This is a genomic window from Atribacterota bacterium, assembly GCA_028703475.1.
GTDB lineage: Bacteria > Atribacterota > Phoenicimicrobiia > Phoenicimicrobiales > Stramentimicrobiaceae > JAQVMU01.
Genome location: JAQVMU010000027.1, coordinates 1 through 19,149, shown reverse-complemented (window position 1 = coordinate 19,149; position 19,149 = coordinate 1). Strand labels below are relative to the sequence as shown.

Sequence of the window (19,149 nt, the reverse complement as noted above, 5' to 3'; positions counted from 1 at the left end):
ATTACCTGCGGTATTGCCAGTTCTGGATGTTGAATAATATGTGCGTGGCTTCTGTAAACTTTCCTTAGGTTGTTATTATTTATAACTTCTTGAGGTGTTCCGCTTATTTCAACTTTACCTTTATTTAACAGGATTAGCCTATCTGCACAGAAACTGGCCAGGTTAAGATCATGAAAAACTGAAATGATACATTTAACATCTTCCTGCAGGGTATTTCTTAATATTCTTATCATTTCATATTTATAATTCAAATCCAAATGAGAGGCAAACTCATCCAGCATGAGTATTTTTGGAGTTTGTGCCAGTGCCCGGGCGATGTATATTCGCTGCATTTCACCGCCGCTTATCTGGTGAATACCTTTTTCTGCATGACATAATGAATCTGTCTTTTTCATGGCATTTTGTGAGATCTGATAATCTAAAAGAGTTTCTCCCTGCCATTGAGTGATATGAGGTATTCTCCCCATAAAAACAACTTCTTTGGCTTTATAATTATATGCCACATGGGACTCCTGGGGTACAACCGAGATAATTTTTGCCAGCTTTTTTCTTGGAATATTTGTGATATCTTTATTAAATATCAAGATTTTTCCTCTTTGAGGTTCCAGTACCCCGGATATTAATTTTAATAAAGTGGTTTTACCAGAGCCATTAGGACCAATAATTCCAATAAATTCACCACTGAATACGGATAAATTAATATCTTGCAGCAAAGGGGTTTTTTCATAAGAAAAACTAATATCTTTTAAAGTAATAATGGGTTCCTTAGTATTCATTATTTTCATTTCTCCTTTTTAACAGATGAATAAAGAGAGGAGCTCCAATAATAGCGGTAATTGCACCGATAGGAATTTCTGTAGGCGCCAAGACTGTTCTGGCAATAGTGTCACATAGTATTAAAAATATTGCACCAATCAATGCTGATACCGGTAGCATAATCCGATGGTCAGGCCCGACAATAAGGCGGGCAATGTGAGGAATAACCAGACCGACGAAACCAATTAATCCGGTAAAAGACACAACAATGGCAATCATTACCGAACCAATTACAAAAATCCTTAATCTTAATTTTTCTGTTTGAATCCCCAGGTGGAGTGCCTCTTCCTCTCCCAGGGCCATAGCATTCAATTCTAATGAAGAAAATATTAGCAGAAAACTTCCGGCAAAAACCGGCAGGAAAATAATAGAGATCTTTTGCCAGCTGGAATTTGAAAGATCTCCCATTAACCAAAAAATCATTGAATGCAATTCGCGGTTTGATACAGCCAATAGGAGAGTGATTAAAGCAGAGAAGAAGAAATTAACCGCTACACCTGCCAGCAATAAATCAGTCATGGGAAGATGGGATTTATTTTTAGAAAAAAAATACACTAAAAACATAGAAATAAAAGAGCCAATCAGGGCAAAAATTGGCAGAATGTTTGTTAAATATGTACCTGTTATATATTGAAGAGCAATACCGGTACATGCCCCCAATGCTGCCCCGGCAGAAACTCCAAGAATATAAGGGTCAGCCAGTGGATTTCTTAGTATGCCCTGAAATGCACCACCGACTCCGGCTAAAGTCATTCCGGCAAGCATTGCCATTATTAATCTGGGAATTCTTAATTCCCAGATAATAATTCCCAGACTGTCACTGGTATTGTGATGCCACAAAATAGATAATATCTTTTGAGGTTGAATGGAAATTGTACCAAAATTAAGACCAATAAAACCGGTTATCAGGATTGCTATAAAGCCGAATACAAGAACAAAAAATGCCTTGTATTTCCAGTTCGGGTATCCGTATAAGTATTTATTATTTTTTTCTGTTAAATATTTCATATAATAGTTCCAGGCCATCAACAAGGCGGGGACCTGCCCGATAGAATAAATCCTCATTTACGGCAAAAATCTGATTATTTTTAATTGCTGGTATGTTAGACCATCCGGGATGGCTCATTATATCTTTCTTTATCTTAGAGATCTCTTCCGGATTCATAATACCGGTAGGCACAAGGATTATATCAGGTTCTCTTTCTGCTACTAATTCAGGACTGATAGATACCCATCCCTGTTGATTTCCCAATATATTTTCACCCCCGGCTAAGGTAATTAATTCATGAAATAGTGTACCATTGCCCGGACTCCAGATAGAATCAAAATTAGAACCCACAAATACCTTCGGTTTTTGCCGGGATGAAGCCATAACCTGAAAACTTATCCAGTTAATCCGTTCATTTATTTGAGATATTAATTCTTCCCCTTTTTCAGGTATTCCGCAAGCGTGGGCAATCAGCCCAATACCTTGAATCATTTCCTGTATTGTGTCAGACCGTATAACTAAAACATTTATACCAAGATCTCTAAGTCTGGGAATGTCTTTTAACTGAAATCCACCATAGGAGAGAACCAGATCCGGATTTAAGGAAATAATCTTTTCTAAATTCAATGGAGACATTTTTCCAATACTTTCAATATCTTTTGTTTCATCAGGATAATTACAAAAATCACTTCTGCCCACCAGTTTATCTTCCAGATTAAGGGTGTAAATTATTTCAGTATTACTAGGAGCTGCTGAGATAATTCTTTCAGGTTTTTCATTGATTACAATTTTAAATCCACTGTCATCTATAAGTGTAATCGGGAATAAATTATCCTGGGCAGTGCCGGTTATATTTGCAATAATAAATAGCACGAATACAAACATGAAGCAGGTAAAAATTACCTTATTTTTTTCTTTATTTGTTTTATTTTTATAATTCATAAAATTCTCCTTAATCATCTTATTTTCCCCGCCCTCAAATTATTTCCCTAAAAAATAAAGAAACACACTTCTTGACCTCGAAGAAGTGTAAAACACTCTTAACAGGCAGGTCTCCTGGCTTTAGGCTATCTACTTGCTGCGCCTTCCCGGATTTTCCAGTGGCATTGAGCAGTTTTCGGTACCTTTCACAGTAACGGGTTTGCGGTGGATTTTCACCACGCTTCCCTTAACCTGTTATGGAAAATATTATTTTTATGTTATTATTATAATCAATATAAAGAAAAATATCAATTTAGTTTTTGAAATACTGAGAATGTATATCAATGAGGAGTGTAGATATGAAAAGTTTAGTCCAGGTTTATTTTGGAAATGGGAAAGGGAAAACTACTGCTGCACTCGGTCTTGCCCTAAGAGCAGCCGGGAGGGGAAAAGAAATATTAATAGTGCAGTTCATGAAAAAATGGGATTATGGCGAGTTGCATTCAATCCGTTTAATACCACAGATTACCGTTAAAACTTTTGGTACTGAGGATTTTGTGTATAAAGGGAAAGCTAAGGAGATTGATTATCAGGAAGCAGAAAAAGCTTTTGCTGAAGGAGTACAGGGTGCAAAGAGCGGTCAATATGATATGGTAATATTTGATGAGTTGAATATAGCTGTAGATTTTGATTTATTAAAACTTCAGCAGGTGCTTGATTTTTTAGAAGAAAGGCCGGAACAGGTAGAAATTATAATAACAGGCAGAAATGCTCCGGAAGAAATAATCAATAAAGCAGATCTGGTAACAGAAATGAGGGAAATTAAACATCCATTTCAAAAAGGAGTACAAGCCAGGATTGGAATTGAATATTAGAATATTAGGCTGATTATTTTAGAAAGGCATAAAAATTATGGAAAATAATGATTATAAAAATTCAAAAATTATAGAATTATGCAGGGTACCAACCGAGGTAGACGCTTTACCTATTCAAAGCCTTTTGGAGAGCTATGGAATAAGATGTATCCTGCAATCTGATGTAACCCGGTCAGTGCATCCTTTTACAGTAGATGGATTGGCTGAAGTTCGTATTTTAATATCAGACAAAGATCTGGGGAAAGCTAAGGAAATTCTTAAAGAATCTGATTGCTCTTTTTTTGATGAAGAGTAATATATGTTTGATTCTGGCTATTGCATTTTAGTTCTCAAACAATTTTAATTAATAATATTATTGTTTTTCAAAATAGTATCTTATCTATATTAAAAAGGAGGTCATACTTTGAAAAATATTTTAATTATTTATCATTCCGAAGGCGGAATTGTAGAAAAAATGGCAAGTAGTATTAAAAGAGGAATTGAAAACTTACAGAAGGATTTACAGGTTGAGTTAAAATATGCACAAGATGCTAACTGGGATGATTTGAAAGCGGCAGCGGGGATTGCTATCGGTACACCTGATTATTTTGATTATATGGCAGGAACTGTAAAAGATTTTTTTGACCGAACATATTTTCCCAGCCAAAGCAAAATTAAGGGAAGTCTGGTTGCGGGTTTGCCATGTGTGTTTTTTGCATCAGGAGGCACAGGCGGAGAACCGGCACTTGAAAGTTTAGAAAAAATAGGAAAATATTTTAAGTTTAATATTGTTGATAATATAACTTCAGGCCCAGAATTGACCCCTGAAATAGCAAAAAAATGTGAAAAGGCAGGAGGAAAATTAGGAGAAGCAGTTCTCGCAGGCAGAAATATTTGACAATAAGATACTTATTTAGTATCATTTATTTTCTGAAGAAGGCTTTTATCAAAATAAAAGACACTAACACAAGATAAACAGGGTTTAAAAATTTTTTCAGATACGATTTATAAGGTGAAAAACAATGAAAATAATTAATAGGGAAGTAGGATACGCTATCAGGTCGTTATGTTTTATGTTTACTGAACAGGATGAAGTAGTTACGACTGGTTATTTGTCATCCTATTTTAACATTTCCCGTTCATTTTTAAGAAAAATATTTCAAAAATTAAATAGAGCCGGAATTTTGGAATCATACAAAGGAAAGAAAGGCGGCTATAAACCAGTAGTGCATGCTGATAAAATAAGCCTGCTTGACTTAATAGAAGTTTTCCAGGGAAAATTTCGACTAAGCAATTGTTATGGAAAAGAGCAACAGTGTCCTATTATTAACGATTGTCAGATAAGGGAAGAAATTGAAAACGTGGAAAAGAATTTAATCGGTGATTTATCAAAAATATCTTTGAAAATGTTGATTAATAAGAATGAGAAAAAAATTTTAGAAGAAAAAGAAATATAATTTGGAGGAATCATACATGAGAGAAAAAGTTGAAAAAGCTTTAGAGAAAATCAGACCATCATTACAGGCTGATGGCGGAGATGTAGAGTTAGTGGATGTAACTGATGACGGAATAGTGAAAGTTAGATTAACCGGAGCTTGTCGTGGATGTCCTATGAGTCAGATGACATTAAAAATGGGAATAGAGAAGGCATTAAAAGATAGTATTCCAGAAGTAAAAGAAGTTCAGTCAGTTTAAAAATTAAAAAATATTAAGGCATTAACACAGGTAAACGGTAATGCCATTTTCATAAGGAGGAAAAGATGGGGAAACTTAAAGGTACAGAAACTGAAAAAAACCTATTAGCTGCTTTTGCCGGGGAATCTCAGGCTCGCAATAGATATACATATTTCGCCAGTGTAGCTAAAAAAGAAGGATACGAACAAATTGCCGCAATATTCCAGGAGACAGCGGATAATGAAAAAGAACATGCAAAAAGATTCTTTAAATTACTGGAAGGCGGAGAGGTAGAAATTCAAGCCAGCTATCCTGCCGGAGTAATCGGTAATACTGCAGAAAATTTAAAAGCAGCTGCTGATGGAGAGCTTCTGGAATGGGGTACTTTGTACAAGGATTCAGCAGAAACAGCGAGAAAGGAAGGGTTTGAAAAAGTAGCCCTCCAGTTTGATGAAATAGCTAAAGTAGAAATGCACCATGAAGCCAGGTATCGTAAATTATTGGAAAACCTTAATAATGACAGTGTATTTAAGAAAAATGAGAAGGTGATCTGGCATTGTCGAAATTGTGGATTTGTATTAGAAGGAATACAGGCGCCTCAGAAGTGTCCTGCCTGTGATCATCCTCAGGCATTTTTCCAGTTGAAAGCTGAAAATTATTAGTTATAGTATATAGTATCGAGTCGTGGGTATCGAGCATTAAATACGATAATTAGAAAAATAATTAGTCAATAACAAAAACTTACCAATTTATATTAATAAAAAGATATAAGATTTAAAGTACAATCTATGATAAGAATATAATATAAGTATCGGGTATGTGGCATTTAGTAAAATGTAAGAGAATGAAAAAATAGTATAGTTAGCTAAATATAATAAATTAAGTGCCTAGCACTATTAAATATTAAAGAGTATTGAGTCATAAGTATTTAGCAATAAATACAGTAATAATATACTATGTCAAAAGTCAACTCGCAAACTCTCCTAAAGTAAACATTATTATTTGTAAACTATCCTTTTCTTATTCTTCCCTCTCCCCTTGGAGGGAGAGGGTTAGGGTGAGGGGGAGGAAATAACAGTATTTTTTATTTTTTTTAAACTAAAAACTATAAACCAAAAACTAAAAACTGTTATTCCTGATTAACAAAGGAGCGATATAAAACAAATGTTTTAAGGAGCTCCTTTTTAGTCATAAGCCATTCTGAATTTCATTGCTTTAAGTGGCCTCTTTGTTTATAATGAATATAAAATTGAAGCAATGAGCGGAGGTATGTTAATGGAATATTTAAGTATGTTTTTTTGGTTCTTCTTTATTTTTTCAGTCCTATCCCCATGGTTTAAACAAAAAGGATTAGAATCATCACGAATTTCTCTTATTCATCGCTTTGAAAAAAGCAGGGGTTCCAGAGCTATTACCATGATTCATCGTCAGGAAACGATGAGTATCCTGGGCATACCTTTAACCAGGTATATTAATATTGAAGACTCTGAGGCAATTTTAAGGGCAATAAGACTTACTGAAGATGAGATGCCCATTGATATTATTCTTCATACTCCTGGAGGATTGGTGTTAGCTACAGAGCAGATTGCCCATGCCCTTATTCGCCATAAAGGCAAGATAACAGTTTTCATTCCCCATTATGCTATGAGTGGTGGAACTATGCTCTCCCTGGCAGCAGATGAGATTATTATGGATGAAAATGCGGTATTAGGTCCAGTCGATCCACAATTAGGTCAATATCCGGCTGTTTCAATACTGAATGTCTTAAAAGATAAAAATGTAAATGAGATTGATGATGAAACAATGATTCAGGCGGATATAGCCAGGAAAGCGATAACCCAGGTTTATAATTTTATTAAAAAGCTGCTCACGGAAAACCATTGTACCGAAGATAAGGCTGAAAAAATTGCCCAAACCCTGACTGAGGGGAGATGGACACATGATTACCCTATTAAATTTGAAGAAGCCAAAGAATTAGGACTTTGCGTTTCAAGTGAAATGCCAAAAGAAATATATGAATTAATGGATCTGTATCCGCAAAATCCTGGGAAGAGGCCTTCTGTCCAGTATATTCCGGTACCTTATAAGAGACCTTCTATACCTCCGGCAAAAAATAACAATTAATAATGAGATATCAGTATATCCTATAGGCACCGGGTATTGTATTCTTTTAATATTTTATGTGAATAAAATACTTATAAAGGAGGAATAAAGATGAAACAGGCTAAAAGAAAAAGTAACTCTGCAGAAAGAGATATATCTATAGTTTTATGCGGAGGAGCAGGGTTAGGCATCCAAACTGTAGAGCAACTATTAACCCGCATGTTAAAAATGTCAGGTTATTATGTTTTTGCTACAAAAGAGTATATGTCTAGAGTGAGAGGTGGAAGTAATTCCACTCAAATACGGGTTTCAGATAAACCGGTACAGGCACCTGTTGAGAGAATAGACATATTAATCCCTTTAGATGAAGATGCTGTTTCTCATGTAATTAATAGAATAGACAGGAAAACAATTATAATTGGGGATAAAGATAGATTAAAAACTGACCGCGAAGTCATCGATTTTTCTTTTCTCGATATAGCCAAAGAGATTGGGAATGCTATTTTTGCCAACACGATAGCAGTAGGATTACTGTTAGGGCTGTTGGAAGGTGATATCAAAGAGGGTAAAAAATATTTGAAGAATTATTTTACTCAAAAGCAAAAAGAAGAGTTTATCCCTGATAATATTAAAGCTCTTGAAATGGGTTTTGAAAAAGCAACACAACTAATTGAAGAAAAACGAATTAATCCGGAAAGGCTATCACATATAAAAAAATCCAGAGAAATTAAGGGAGATTTATTAATCAATGGAGCTGAATCAGTAGGTTTCGGCGCAATAGCTGGTGGATGTAATTTTATTTCTTCCTATCCTATGTCGCCTTCTACCGGAGTGCTTGTCTTTCTCTCACAATTTGCTGATGATTTTGATATTATTGCTGAACAGGCTGAAGATGAAATATCTGCAATAAATATGGCAATCGGGGCATGGTATACTGGTGCACGGTCAATAGTTACCACTTCCGGAGGGGGATTAGCATTAATGACTGAAGGTATCAGTTTAGCGGCTATGCTGGAAAGTCCTCTGGTTGTTCATCTGGCTCAGAGACCGGGTCCTGCTACCGGTTTGCCTACCAGGACTGAACAGGGTGATTTGCAGCTTGCCTTGCATGCCGGTCATGGAGAATTTCCAAGGATAATACTGGCACCCGGGAGGATTGAAGATGCCTACCTTCTTACCCAAAAAGCATTCTATTGGGCTGATAAATATCAGGTCCCGGTTTTTATCTTAACTGATCAATATACTATGGATACTTATTATAATATTAATAACCTTCCTGTTCCAAAAGGTAAATTGAAAAAATTTATAATTAAAACAAAAACAGACTATCAGAGATATAGCTTCAAAACAGTAAAAGGAGTATCCCCCAGGGGTATTCCTGGTAATGGCGAAGGTTTCGTCAGAACAGACAGTGATGAGCATGACGAAAATGGTTTGATAACTGAAGATATGGATATTAGAAACAGAATGATGGAAAAGAGAATGGATAAAATGAACCTGATTAAGAAAGAGACTATTTCTCCTGAGTTGATTGGTTCGAAAGATTACAAAATTCTATGTGTAGGATGGGGTTCAACTTTTCATATAATCAAAGAAGCCGTTGAGAAACTGAACAATAAAGATGTGGCATCTTTGTATTTTAAGCAGGTATTCCCCATATCTGAAGATGCAATTGATTATCTGCAAAAAGCCAACCAGATTATTTCAATAGAGAACAATTATTCAGGACAGTTTGCTCAATTGTTGGAAAAATCCACTGGCATAAATATCAATGCCAGAATATTAAAATATAATGGATTACCTTTTTATGCTGATGAATTGGCTAAGGAAATCAAAGAAACCATTTCCGGAAAAGGGGGTAAAAAATGACAAACGTTAAGAGTTTTGAACAGGAACAGGTAAAAACAGCCTGGTGTCCAGGTTGTGGCAACTTTATGATATTAAAAGCTTTGCAGCAAGCATTGAAGGAACTATCTTTGAAACCTCAGCAGGTAGTGATTGTATCAGGGATAGGTCAGGCTGCCAAGACTCCCCAATATCTTAATGTTCATATGCTTAATGGCCTACATGGCAGGGCACTACCACCTGCCACAGCAATTAAAGCATGCAATCCTGAGCTAACGGTTATTGCCGAGGGTGGAGATGGGGATATGTATGGAGAAGGGGGGAATCATTTTTTACATACAATACGCCGTAATCCTAATATTACTCATCTGGTTCACAATAATATGGTCTACGGTTTAACCAAAGGTCAGGCATCACCAACAAGCCAGTATGGATTTAAGACTCCGGTACAAACCAACGGGGTGATTTCTGAACCGATTAATCCCCTGGCTTTAGCCATCTCCCTGGATGCTTCCTTTGTTGCGCGGGTTTTTTGCGGTGATATTGAAAAGACAGTCGAAATAATTAAAAAAGCGATCCAACATCCCGGTTATGCCCTGGTGGATATTTTTCAACCCTGTGTTACTTTTAATAAAATTAATACTTTTAATTGGTTTAAAGAAAATACCTATAACCTGGAAAACCATAAGTCTGAAAACCGTGAACAGGCTTTAGCAAAAGCCATGGAAAAAGGGAAAATGCCATTGGGAATTTTTTACCAAAATAAACAGAAAAAATCTTTTGAACAGCTGCTATTAGTTCATCAAGATAAAGAAAAACCCTTTTTAGAAAGGGATTTAAATAAGAAAAAGCTAAAAGAATTACTAAAATCGAAACAATCATAATTATTTATTGTAAATAAAACCATATAGCCCCGAATAAATAACCCAGGCAGTCAAATTGCTGAGACAGGGGCTATTTTTATATTTTCCAGAGAAATTTTTGCCAGCCTCGAAATCTATGGGGTTTTACTGCTATTGCTATGATATTTTGACAATAAAGTTATCTTATAACATAATAATAATTGATAAGAATACTGTTAAAGAGGTTGATGTGCGATGTCTACAGTCATAGTTATCGGAGGCATTAATCTGGACTGCATGGCTTATTTGCCTTATTTCCCGATGGAAGGAAATAATTTAAGAGCGAAAGAAATCACTCTTTCCCTTGGGGGGCATGGGGCGAATCAGGCAGTTGCTCTGAATAAGTTAAAAGTTACTAATTTATTATTGGGAAAAGTAGGAAATGATTTTGCCGGTGATCATATACTGTCTGCTTTGAGAAAATATAAGTTAAATACAGAATATGTATTTAAGAGCAATTCCGGTAAGACTGCAATATGTTCAATTTTGATAAGTCCTAATGGTGAAAATACAATAGTAGGATTTCCCGCAGTAAACCGCATGGTACAACCGGATTTTTTGATACGTTTTGAACCGATTTTCGGTTTAGCAGAATGGCTTAGTATTTCTTTTGAGTACCCCATTAAAACAGTAGAATTTGCTTTAAAGGTAGCAAAAAAATTTAAATTAAAAACAGTACTGGATCCATCACCTCTAATCGATTTACCTGAAAAAAGCTTCTGGAGAATGGTAGATTATGCTTTACCGAATCAAAAAGAAATGAGTGCCTTGACAGGAGAAAGAGAAGTCCTGCAAGGAGCTAATGTGCTTAAGAATTGGGGAGTAGGAGAAGTGATTGTTAAGCAGGGTTCTGCAGGGTGTAGTTTCCTGCACCAGGATAATCTTATTAATGTTCCTGCTTTCCCGGTCAAGACAGTAAATGATAGTACCGGAGCAGGTGATTTGTTTAATGCTGCTTTTATTTACGGCATGATTCAAACAGATTCTATCGCTAAATCAGTTCAAATAGCTAACCTTGCTGCTTCTTATGCGGTTGAGAAACGTGGTACCTGTGAATCTTTTCCCGAAAGAAGGGAAATCGATTGGAATAAGTTAGAAGATAGAAAAGATGACCTGTTATTCTAAGTAAAAAACATAAAAATATTACATTTGCACAAGATTATTATGTCATTATTTGTTAAAATAAAGTAAGGAGAATTGTATTTATGTCTGAAGGATGTATCTTTTGTGAAATAATTAACAAAAAAAGACAGGCTTATATTGTTTATGAGGATGACCTGTGTGTGGCATTTTTAGATGCATTCCCGGTTAATGAAGGACATACACTGGTAGTTCCCAAGAAACATTATGAGAATATCTATGATATTCCAGGAGATACACTTGCTCATATTATGCAAATCAGCAAAAAGCTGGTTATGGATTACCGTCAAATATTCAACTCTATTGGATTAAATATTATCCAGTCTAACGGTTCGGCAGCCAAACAGACTGTTTTTCATTTCCATCTGCATCTAATTCCCCGATATCAGAATGACGGCCTGGCTTTGTTCAGGCATCATTTTACCAGAATGGGTCATGATTTGGAAGATACCTATTTGAAAATTGCTGCCTTTCAAAAAAAATAAAAACTTTTATTAAATATATTAAACAGGATTTATATGTACTTATATTTAAAAGATATACAGGAGATTCTACAGCAATATCCATTTAAAAAAAAGGTCATCCTTGTTCCTTCTCATGTGGACGGGAATGCCTTTAAAAAGATCCTTTCCTTTTATGAAATTAATTCACTGAATTTCAGTCATAGCACTCTTTTTGATGTTGCCAGAAATTTTGCATTGGAAGATTTAATAAAGAATAAACTGAATATCCTGGATAATTCCCTGGGAATTGTATTAATTATGCAAATATTAAAGGATTTATCCAGGAAAGGCAATATTTCATATTTTCAATTACCATTGATTTCAACAGGTCTGGCAAAAGCTGTTTTCCGCAGCATAAAAGAAGTAAGAGCTGCCGGTTATGATTCTAAAAGCTGGCAGTCTGAATTCAAAGTTGAGTCTGAGAAGCTGAAAGATCTTTATCGAATTATGTCTGAATATGAAAAGCAGCTGAATGACAGGGGATTGGTTGATGAAGCGAAGATATACTCCCTGGCTGTTTCCTCCGGTCATTTTGAAAAAAATAGTATTTTTCTTATGCCTTCCAATATTCAGATGAATATATTAGAACAGGTTTTTTATAATAAAAAGATTAAGCATACAGCAAGGATTATTGATTTTGCCTGTCCGGAAGCAATAATAGCCCCTGCCTCCTTTTCTCTGGCTCAAAATAAAAAGACAGATAAGTTTCTCGAGCAAAGAATCCTCAGTTTATCAAACCAGAAGAATGAAATAAATACGAACCTGGTAAAGCCGGATATTGAATTTTTCAGGACTCATGGTGAATATGTTGAGGCAAAGGAAGTGCTGAGAATTATCCTGGGAATGAATATACCTTTTGGGGAAGCACAGGTTCTCTATACACAGCAGGAGCCCTATTCTCAATATTTTTACCAACTATTAAGCTCATCCCATGAGCATGCCGGGTTTCCCGCGCAACAAATTCCGGCTACTTTTCATAGTGGGATACATATTAAAAACAGCCACCCCGCTAAACTTTTTTTTGATTTAATTGAATGGATAAATGATAACTACAGCATAAAAAAACTATTTACAATTTTAAATAGCGGTAATATTAACCTTGATTTACCCGAAAATTTTACATTAGGACAATTTGCCTCATTATTAAGAAAATCACCAATTGGCTGGGAAAGAAAAAGGTATATCCCGGGGATTAAACTGGCAATCAGAGAGTTAGAAAAAAAATTAGAAAATTCATCTGATGACAGAATGAAAAATTATCAAAATGATATTAAACTTTACAATATTATTAAAGATTGGATTTTGAAAATATTCAGACTTCTTCCAGATGGTGGTTTCAATTCCACAGTATTTCTCAATGACCTTGCTGGTGGGGTAAAACAGATTATAAATGATTTTTCGGTAATTGAAAATAATTCTTCTGACACAGAAGCACTTTCAAAGATTAATCAAAGACTTAGCATGTTGGAAAAACAGGCAAAAGAAGAGATTTTCTATAGTGAAGCTTTATCTATCATGAATGATATATTAAGCAATGAATATATCTGCTGTTCAGAACCTTGTGCCGGTATGTTGCATATTGCCAGTTATAAAAAAGGGATTTGGCTGGATAGGCCTTATACTTTTATCATAGGGATGGATTCCCATAAATTCCCCGGCATAATAGACGAGGGAACCGTATTTCTTGATACAGAAAAAATCCCTTATAAGCATTTGCTAACCGATATCCAGAAAAATAAGATAGAGCAGATCAAAATTCTTCACCTGCTGTTAAATTTGAAAGGCAAAAAATATTTATCATTTTCCTGTTTTGATACATTAAATAATCAGGAACAGGCTCCGACATCATTGTTGTTGCAGGTATTCCGTTTTTTATATGAGAACTGGGAAATCAGCTATGAGGAATTTTCAAATGCCCTGGGAGAAGTAAGGAAACTTATTCCGGCAGACGGGACTCAATTTCTGAACGAAGGAGATATTTTTCTCTATTTTGCAGGTAAAGAGAAGAAAGATATGCAATCTTTACTTCGGCAGAAATATCCTCATTACATCGAAGGAATAAAGGCCGACGAAAAAAGAAAAGCAGGAGAATTTAATTCCTATAATGGAAAGGTGAATATCAAATCCCAAAAATATGATCCCCGGCAGAATAGGGGAATAGTCCTGTCAAGCTCCAGGCTGGAGAGGATTGCCATTTGCCCTTATCTCTATTTTTTAAATGATATACTAAAAGTAAAAAAACCGGAAGAGATGGAATATGAGCCTGTACAATGGATGAATCCTATGGAAAGAGGTCTTTTACTTCATCAGATATATGAAGATTTTTATAGGCGACTGATTGAAAAATTGGGGACAGCTTTCGGGGGACCATCTTTTTCCAGACATTGGCCAATGCTCAAGAAGATAATTGATGAAAGATTAGAGGAAAAAAGAGAATTTCTGGCACCCCCCGGTGAGTTGATTTATCAGCTTGAAAGAAGAGAGATATTGGAATCTTGCAAGATATTTTTGATTGGTGAAGAGAAGTATTACAAAGGCCAGGTACCCCAGTATTTTGAACTGGCGTTTGGCACCAGAGATAATGAGCACGAGGTTCTTGGAAAAGTCAGATCTGTTGAACTAACTCTTCCGGCAGAAGAAAAGATAAGTTTTCAGGGGAAAATAGACAGGATTGACCTGATGCCGGACGGTACATATCGGATTATTGATTATAAGACAGGAGGCTCTGCAAATTATAAAAAAGGTAAGCCTTTTCGATATGGTGAACAGCTTCAGCATGCCCTTTACGCTGTTGCTTTGCAGAAAATACTGCAGAAGAAATTTCCCGGTAAAAAAATAGTGATAAGTGATTCAGGTTATTATTTCCCAACTGCATACGGACGTGGAAGTCTTGTTCTGTATGAACAAAAAAATACAAACCAGGCACTGGAGATTGTTGAGATATTGCTGAATACTGTTTCAAATGGAATTTTTCCTATGACTCAAAAACCGGATTATTACATGTGCCGCGACTATCAGGACATAATGGAACAGAATGAAGTTGTTTCAATTAACGGAAAACAGGGCGAAAATTTTAAGGATGAGAAATCTTTTGATAATCTCAGGAGGTTAAAGCAGTTTGAGTAAAGACCATAACAGGATAATTCTTAGTGATGAAAAAGCAAGAAAACAGATTCTAACTGATTTAAGACATAACTTTTTGGTTGAGGCAAGTGCGGGCTCTGGAAAAACATCCAGTTTGGTCGGAAGGATGGTTGCCCTCGTTCAGTCAGGTACTTACTCTATTGAACAGATTGTTGCCATTACCTTTACCCGGAAGGCAGCTATTGAAATGAAAGAACGTTTCCAGGAGAAAATGGAAAGTGTTCTTATGCAATGCAAAGATATCCGGGGAAAAGAATTATTGAGGAAGGCTCTTGCTGATATTGAGCAATGCTATATTGGTACAATTCATTCTTTTTGTGCCCGACTTTTAAGGGAATTTCCTATAGAGGCAGGATTGGACCCTGCTTTTCAGGAGATGGATGAAATTGATAATGTTCTCTTTATGGAAAAAGCATGGGAAAATCATTTAGGCAACTTGAAAGTTACAGATTCTGAAATTTTAAAAAACCTGGAATATTCAGGCATTGAGATTAAAGATTTGAAGGGATGCTATAAACATGTATGTCTTTACCCGGACACCAGAATAAGTTATAAAATCAGTGCAAACCCTAATTTATCAAAAACCTGGAAAAAGATGGTGTCATTTTGTGAGGAAGCAGATGAATATATTCCGAAACCGGAAACAGAAAAAGGCTATGATAAAATACAGGAGGCAATTCAACAGGTACTTCGCCTTAAGGATTATTCTGCTTTTATTGAGAAAGATTATAACAAAATATCATTACTGGAGAATTTTGATAGAAATTTTTCCAGTAGCAGTACTATTACCCTGAATCGCTGGCAGTCAAAAGAAGTTGCTAAACAATATAAAGAAACAGTATTACCTGAATTGAGAGATAAATATATTCAGCCGGCTCTTAGAGAGTGGAGGGAGTATTGTTATTATCATGTTTTTCAGTTTATTAAGCCAGCAGTTGAGCATTATCACAATTTTAGAGACAAACATTCTATGGTTAATTTTCAGGATTTATTAATTAAAGTAGCTAAATTACTAAAAGAATATCCCCATGTAAGGAAGTATTTCCAACAGAAATACAAGACTTTACTGGTTGATGAATTTCAGGATACTGACCCGATTCAGGCAGAGATTATATTTTACCTTACCGGAAGTGATATTAATGAGAAACACTGGCAACAATTAGTGCCTCGACAGGGCTCTCTTTTTATTGTAGGTGACCCACAGCAGTCAATCTATCATTTTCGCAGGGCAGATATCGCTGTCTATAACCAGGTAAAATCATTAATCAAAAAAAGCTTTGGAAAGGTAATTCAACTCAACAGTAATTTTCGTTCACTGAAATCTATCAGCGATTATCTCAATCCTGTTTTCAGTGATTTATTTTCTTCCCAGGCAGGTGATTTTCAGGCAAAATACTCTCCTATGAATGCAGTTAGAGAGGATAAAGAAGGAATTTTATCCGGAATAAAACAATTGGTTATTTCTAAAGAAAGGTTGAAGGAAAAAACTATTGAGAATGATGCACAGGCAATTGCAAAGATTATTAAAGATTGGACAAATAAAAAATATAAAATAAACCGAAAAAAAGAGGAGTTGAATCTGGGTAAAAATCCGGAAATAGATTATAGTGATTTTATGATTTTAGTACGTTATAAAAAGGGAATTGATATCTATGCAAGGATATTGAATGATTATGACATTCCGGTTACTGTATCCGGGGCTGCAGCAATTAATCAATCTCAGGGGATTCGTGAATTATTGAAACTATTGCGTTTGTTGAGAGACCCTGAGAACCAGGTTTTATTAATTGCAGTATTACGGGGAATATTTTATGGTTTTTCCGACGATGAACTCTATCAGTTCAAAGAATCAGGGGGAGTATTTGATATTTTTACTGAAATTCCCGGTACTGTCCAGGAAAATCTTAAAGAAAGATTCAGGTTTGTCTTTGAGCAGTTGAAAAAATATTATTGCTGGAGTCGGGAATTATTGCCTGTCTTTGCTTTAGAGAAGATAGTAAACTGTTCCGGTTTGCAGCTTGCTGCCAGTTTGGAAACAGAGGCTGTCATTCAGGATAACGAGCTTTATTTTTTATTGCAATATTTGCGAAAACTGGAAATGGAACGCTTTTACACCTTTTCCGGTATGGTGGAAGAAATCGAGAGGTTATGGGACTCAGCTGTCGAAGAGGAGTTTGATTTAAAGGCTGAGAGTAATACTGTACGCATTATGAATTTACACAAAGCCAAAGGTTTGGAGGCACCGATAGTTTTTCTGGCAATTCCTTTTAATAATAGAAAGCATGAACCGGATTGTCATATTCAGCGCCGGACAAAGGAACCATCAGGTTACTTTATTGTAAAAAAATCTAATGACTATGGTAGTGGTAAAATTATTGCCCAACCTCCTAAATGGGAAGATTATTGCCAAACAGAGGAGATGTATTTACAGTCAGAAGAGACACGGCTGTTATATGTGGCGGCTACCAGGGCAAAAAACTTATTAATAATAAGCAGCCTTGGAAGACAGAAAGCCCAAAACAAAAATATCCCCTGGAGTCCTTTATTAACAAATAGCACAGAAGACATGATTCTGGATATTCCTGATATTCCTGAGGAAAAAGAAAAGAAAACAAAAATAGAGTACCTTACAACAGATTATGAAAAGTGTAATACTGAGATTACAGACAAGTATCAGAGATTACTTGTTGCCGACTATATTGAGAAAACGCCTTCGGCACTTAAAAATACCCATTCTAAACAAGCATACGAACCTCCTAAAAAAGATATAGGTGGAACAGACTGGGGCAATGCGGTTCATGAAACACTGGAATATTTTCTCAATGAGCAACCGTCAGACAAAATTCTGCTATCATTTATTATTTATGTTCTGGAAAAAAACAGTATTGCAATAGAACGGAAAGAAGAGTTGTTCAAACTGATACAGGTTTTTCAGAAAAGCGATTTATATTCCAGGATTACCAAATCGGAAAAAGTTTTAACAGAAGTTCCCTTTAATTTTAATATCACAGCAGAAGAATCACTTTATAAACACCTGATCAAGGATATTGATACCCGGGTAAAAGAATTATCTCCAATATTACTGAATGGTATTATTGACCTTGTTTTTAAAGAGCCGACAGGATGGATTATTGTAGACTATAAAACAGATTGCCCTGAATATGAAAAAGATTATGAATATTTAGAAAAAACATATCAAAATCAGATTAATCTTTACGCATATGTCTGGGAAAAGTTAAGCGGGGAAAAAGTGAAAGACAAAATTATATATTTTACATCAAAGCAGAGGTAACCGACAAAGTAAAATTACATTACCGGCTACCTCTGTATTGTCTATATTTTAGCAGAATGAAGATTTATAGCCGCTTGCATATACCTGGAATCCTTTATTCAGAAAATAATCCTTATAATCAATATGGAAGGTATTTACCTGTTCAGCCAAATTTTTATCAACTATAAAATCAAGATTCTCTGCCTTAATAGTTTTATCCTTTTCTTGTTGCTCATCCAGAGCAACACTAAATCTTGGGCCCCCTCAGCCAATACCTGTGATTGCTATGCGTATTTTCTTAGAGGCTTGATTTGCGTCTTTAATCATCTTGTTCAATTTTTGTACAGCTTCACTTGTTATGTTAATTTCCATTTTTTGCAACTCCTTTAGAATATATTTAAATAAAATTTATTGTATTTACTTTTTAATTTTATTCAGTAGATAATCATAACATTTTTAACAAAAATGTCAAGTTTTATCCATAATTTAGACGCTAAAGAATTGAAATATTGACAGCCGATGATATAATTTTTATATATGAAAATATTATCATATATAAATGTAATTTTAGTCCTAAAAGTTTAATCAGGGAAGGGGGTGAGCAAATGAAAAAAACTATCATGTTATTAATTCTTTTATCTGTAATAACTATGTTTACCAACGGATGTATGCTTCCATTTTTTGGCAATGAAGCTCCAGTTATTCAGTCAAATCCTCCTGAAACAGTTAAACTGGGCAGTATTTATAGTTACCAGGTAGAAGCAATAGATGACAACAATACTGATTTAAAATATAGTTTAACAGTTTACCCTGAAGGTATGACCATAAACCCTTCAACAGGGGTTATCAGTTGGACACCAACAGAGAATCAATTGGGTGAGAATGAAGTCTCGATAAAGGTAAGCGATGGATGGATGAGTTCAAATCAGGATTTTACGGTTGAAGTAAAAAATTTAGTATTATCTTCTATTAGTGTAAATCCAAACAG

17 protein-coding genes and 1 riboswitch are annotated in these 19,149 nt (G+C 35.3%); of the genes, 14 read left to right on the top strand and 3 right to left on the bottom strand.

The window, feature by feature from the left end:
* From PHQ99_04550 to PHQ99_04540, 3 genes are all read right to left on the bottom strand, one after another.
* Positions 1 to 776: ABC transporter ATP-binding protein (locus tag PHQ99_04550; GenBank protein ID MDD4288837.1), on the bottom strand; the 776-nt coding region annotated here is incomplete at its 3' end.
* Positions 766 to 1,824, bottom strand: coding sequence for an iron ABC transporter permease (locus PHQ99_04545; GenBank protein ID MDD4288836.1), 1,059 nt, complete (start codon positions 1,822 to 1,824; stop codon positions 766 to 768). The genes PHQ99_04545 and PHQ99_04550, both read right to left, overlap by 11 nt.
* Positions 1,799 to 2,746 carry a cobalamin-binding protein gene (locus PHQ99_04540; protein ID MDD4288835.1) on the bottom strand — a complete coding sequence of 316 codons (948 nt, stop codon included), beginning with the start codon at positions 2,744 to 2,746 and terminating at the stop codon, positions 1,799 to 1,801. The genes PHQ99_04545 and PHQ99_04540 overlap by 26 nt, the downstream gene beginning before the upstream one ends.
* 86 nt (positions 2,747 to 2,832) lie before the next feature.
* Positions 2,833 to 2,996, bottom strand: a riboswitch (cobalamin riboswitch).
* Between the two features lie 88 nt (positions 2,997 to 3,084).
* On the opposite strand from PHQ99_04540, the gene cobO reads away from it, so the two are divergent.
* The 14 genes from cobO to PHQ99_04470 form a co-directional block, all read left to right on the top strand.
* The gene (gene cobO, locus PHQ99_04535; GenBank protein MDD4288834.1) at positions 3,085 to 3,600 is read left to right on the top strand and encodes a cob(I)yrinic acid a,c-diamide adenosyltransferase; all 516 of its coding nucleotides are present in this window, start codon (positions 3,085 to 3,087) and stop codon (positions 3,598 to 3,600) included.
* A gap of 37 nt (positions 3,601 to 3,637) precedes the next feature.
* Positions 3,638 to 3,895, top strand: coding sequence for a DUF2007 domain-containing protein (locus tag PHQ99_04530; GenBank protein MDD4288833.1), 258 nt, complete (start codon positions 3,638 to 3,640; stop codon positions 3,893 to 3,895).
* Positions 3,896 to 4,003: 108 nt separating this feature from the next.
* Positions 4,004 to 4,477: an NAD(P)H-dependent oxidoreductase gene (locus PHQ99_04525; GenBank protein MDD4288832.1), complete on the top strand. Its 474-nt coding sequence runs from the start codon at positions 4,004 to 4,006 to the stop codon at positions 4,475 to 4,477.
* A 124-nt stretch (positions 4,478 to 4,601) separates the two neighbouring features.
* Entirely contained in the window at positions 4,602 to 5,036 is a 435-nt protein-coding gene (locus PHQ99_04520) for an Rrf2 family transcriptional regulator (GenBank protein ID MDD4288831.1), read from the top strand.
* Positions 5,037 to 5,052: 16 nt separating this feature from the next.
* A complete protein-coding gene (locus PHQ99_04515) occupies positions 5,053 to 5,274 on the top strand; it encodes a NifU family protein (protein ID MDD4288830.1) in 222 nt (73 codons plus the stop codon).
* A 65-nt stretch (positions 5,275 to 5,339) separates the two neighbouring features.
* Positions 5,340 to 5,915, top strand: coding sequence for a rubrerythrin family protein (locus tag PHQ99_04510; GenBank protein MDD4288829.1), 576 nt, complete (start codon positions 5,340 to 5,342; stop codon positions 5,913 to 5,915).
* Between the two features lie 613 nt (positions 5,916 to 6,528).
* Positions 6,529 to 7,377 (top strand): hypothetical protein, encoded by an 849-nt coding sequence (locus PHQ99_04505; protein ID MDD4288828.1) that lies wholly within the window; start codon positions 6,529 to 6,531, stop codon positions 7,375 to 7,377.
* 90 nt (positions 7,378 to 7,467) lie between these two features.
* The gene (locus PHQ99_04500) at positions 7,468 to 9,225 is read left to right on the top strand and encodes a 2-oxoacid:acceptor oxidoreductase subunit alpha (GenBank protein MDD4288827.1); all 1,758 of its coding nucleotides are present in this window, start codon (positions 7,468 to 7,470) and stop codon (positions 9,223 to 9,225) included.
* The gene (locus tag PHQ99_04495) at positions 9,222 to 10,085 is read left to right on the top strand and encodes a thiamine pyrophosphate-dependent enzyme (protein ID MDD4288826.1); all 864 of its coding nucleotides are present in this window, start codon (positions 9,222 to 9,224) and stop codon (positions 10,083 to 10,085) included. Before PHQ99_04500 ends, PHQ99_04495 begins: the two co-directional genes overlap by 4 nt.
* Before the next feature lie 213 nt (positions 10,086 to 10,298).
* A complete protein-coding gene (locus PHQ99_04490) occupies positions 10,299 to 11,228 on the top strand; it encodes a ribokinase (protein MDD4288825.1) in 930 nt (309 codons plus the stop codon).
* A gap of 71 nt (positions 11,229 to 11,299) precedes the next feature.
* Entirely contained in the window at positions 11,300 to 11,728 is a 429-nt protein-coding gene (locus tag PHQ99_04485; GenBank protein ID MDD4288824.1) for an HIT family protein, read from the top strand.
* Between the two features lie 33 nt (positions 11,729 to 11,761).
* On the top strand, positions 11,762 to 14,872 hold the full coding sequence (locus PHQ99_04480; protein MDD4288823.1) for a PD-(D/E)XK nuclease family protein: 3,111 nt from the start codon (positions 11,762 to 11,764) through the stop codon (positions 14,870 to 14,872).
* Positions 14,865 to 18,182: a UvrD-helicase domain-containing protein gene (locus PHQ99_04475; protein MDD4288822.1), complete on the top strand. Its 3,318-nt coding sequence runs from the start codon at positions 14,865 to 14,867 to the stop codon at positions 18,180 to 18,182. The genes PHQ99_04480 and PHQ99_04475 overlap by 8 nt, the downstream gene beginning before the upstream one ends.
* A 584-nt stretch (positions 18,183 to 18,766) precedes the next feature.
* A partial coding sequence (locus tag PHQ99_04470) for an Ig domain-containing protein (GenBank protein ID MDD4288821.1) occupies positions 18,767 to 19,149 on the top strand: 383 nt, incomplete at its 3' end.

Excerpts from the sequence above, each read along its gene's own strand:
- cobO (MDD4288834.1), top strand. The coding sequence starts at position 3,085 with ATGAAAAGTTTAGTCCAGGTTTATTTTGGAAATGGGAAAGGGAAAACT.
- PHQ99_04515 (MDD4288830.1), top strand. The coding sequence starts at position 5,053 with ATGAGAGAAAAAGTTGAAAAAGCTTTAGAGAAAATCAGACCATCATTA.
- PHQ99_04490 (MDD4288825.1), top strand. The coding sequence starts at position 10,299 with ATGTCTACAGTCATAGTTATCGGAGGCATTAATCTGGACTGCATGGCT.
- PHQ99_04520 (MDD4288831.1), top strand. The coding sequence starts at position 4,602 with ATGAAAATAATTAATAGGGAAGTAGGATACGCTATCAGGTCGTTATGT.
- PHQ99_04545 (MDD4288836.1), bottom strand. The coding sequence starts at position 1,824 with ATGAAATATTTAACAGAAAAAAATAATAAATACTTATACGGATACCCG.
- PHQ99_04530 (MDD4288833.1), top strand. The coding sequence starts at position 3,638 with ATGGAAAATAATGATTATAAAAATTCAAAAATTATAGAATTATGCAGG.
- PHQ99_04500 (MDD4288827.1), top strand. The coding sequence starts at position 7,468 with ATGAAACAGGCTAAAAGAAAAAGTAACTCTGCAGAAAGAGATATATCT.
- PHQ99_04510 (MDD4288829.1), top strand. The coding sequence starts at position 5,340 with ATGGGGAAACTTAAAGGTACAGAAACTGAAAAAAACCTATTAGCTGCT.
- PHQ99_04480 (MDD4288823.1), top strand. The coding sequence starts at position 11,762 with ATGTACTTATATTTAAAAGATATACAGGAGATTCTACAGCAATATCCA.
- PHQ99_04505 (MDD4288828.1), top strand. The coding sequence starts at position 6,529 with ATGGAATATTTAAGTATGTTTTTTTGGTTCTTCTTTATTTTTTCAGTC.
- PHQ99_04495 (MDD4288826.1), top strand. The coding sequence starts at position 9,222 with ATGACAAACGTTAAGAGTTTTGAACAGGAACAGGTAAAAACAGCCTGG.
- PHQ99_04540 (MDD4288835.1), bottom strand. The coding sequence starts at position 2,746 with ATGAATTATAAAAATAAAACAAATAAAGAAAAAAATAAGGTAATTTTT.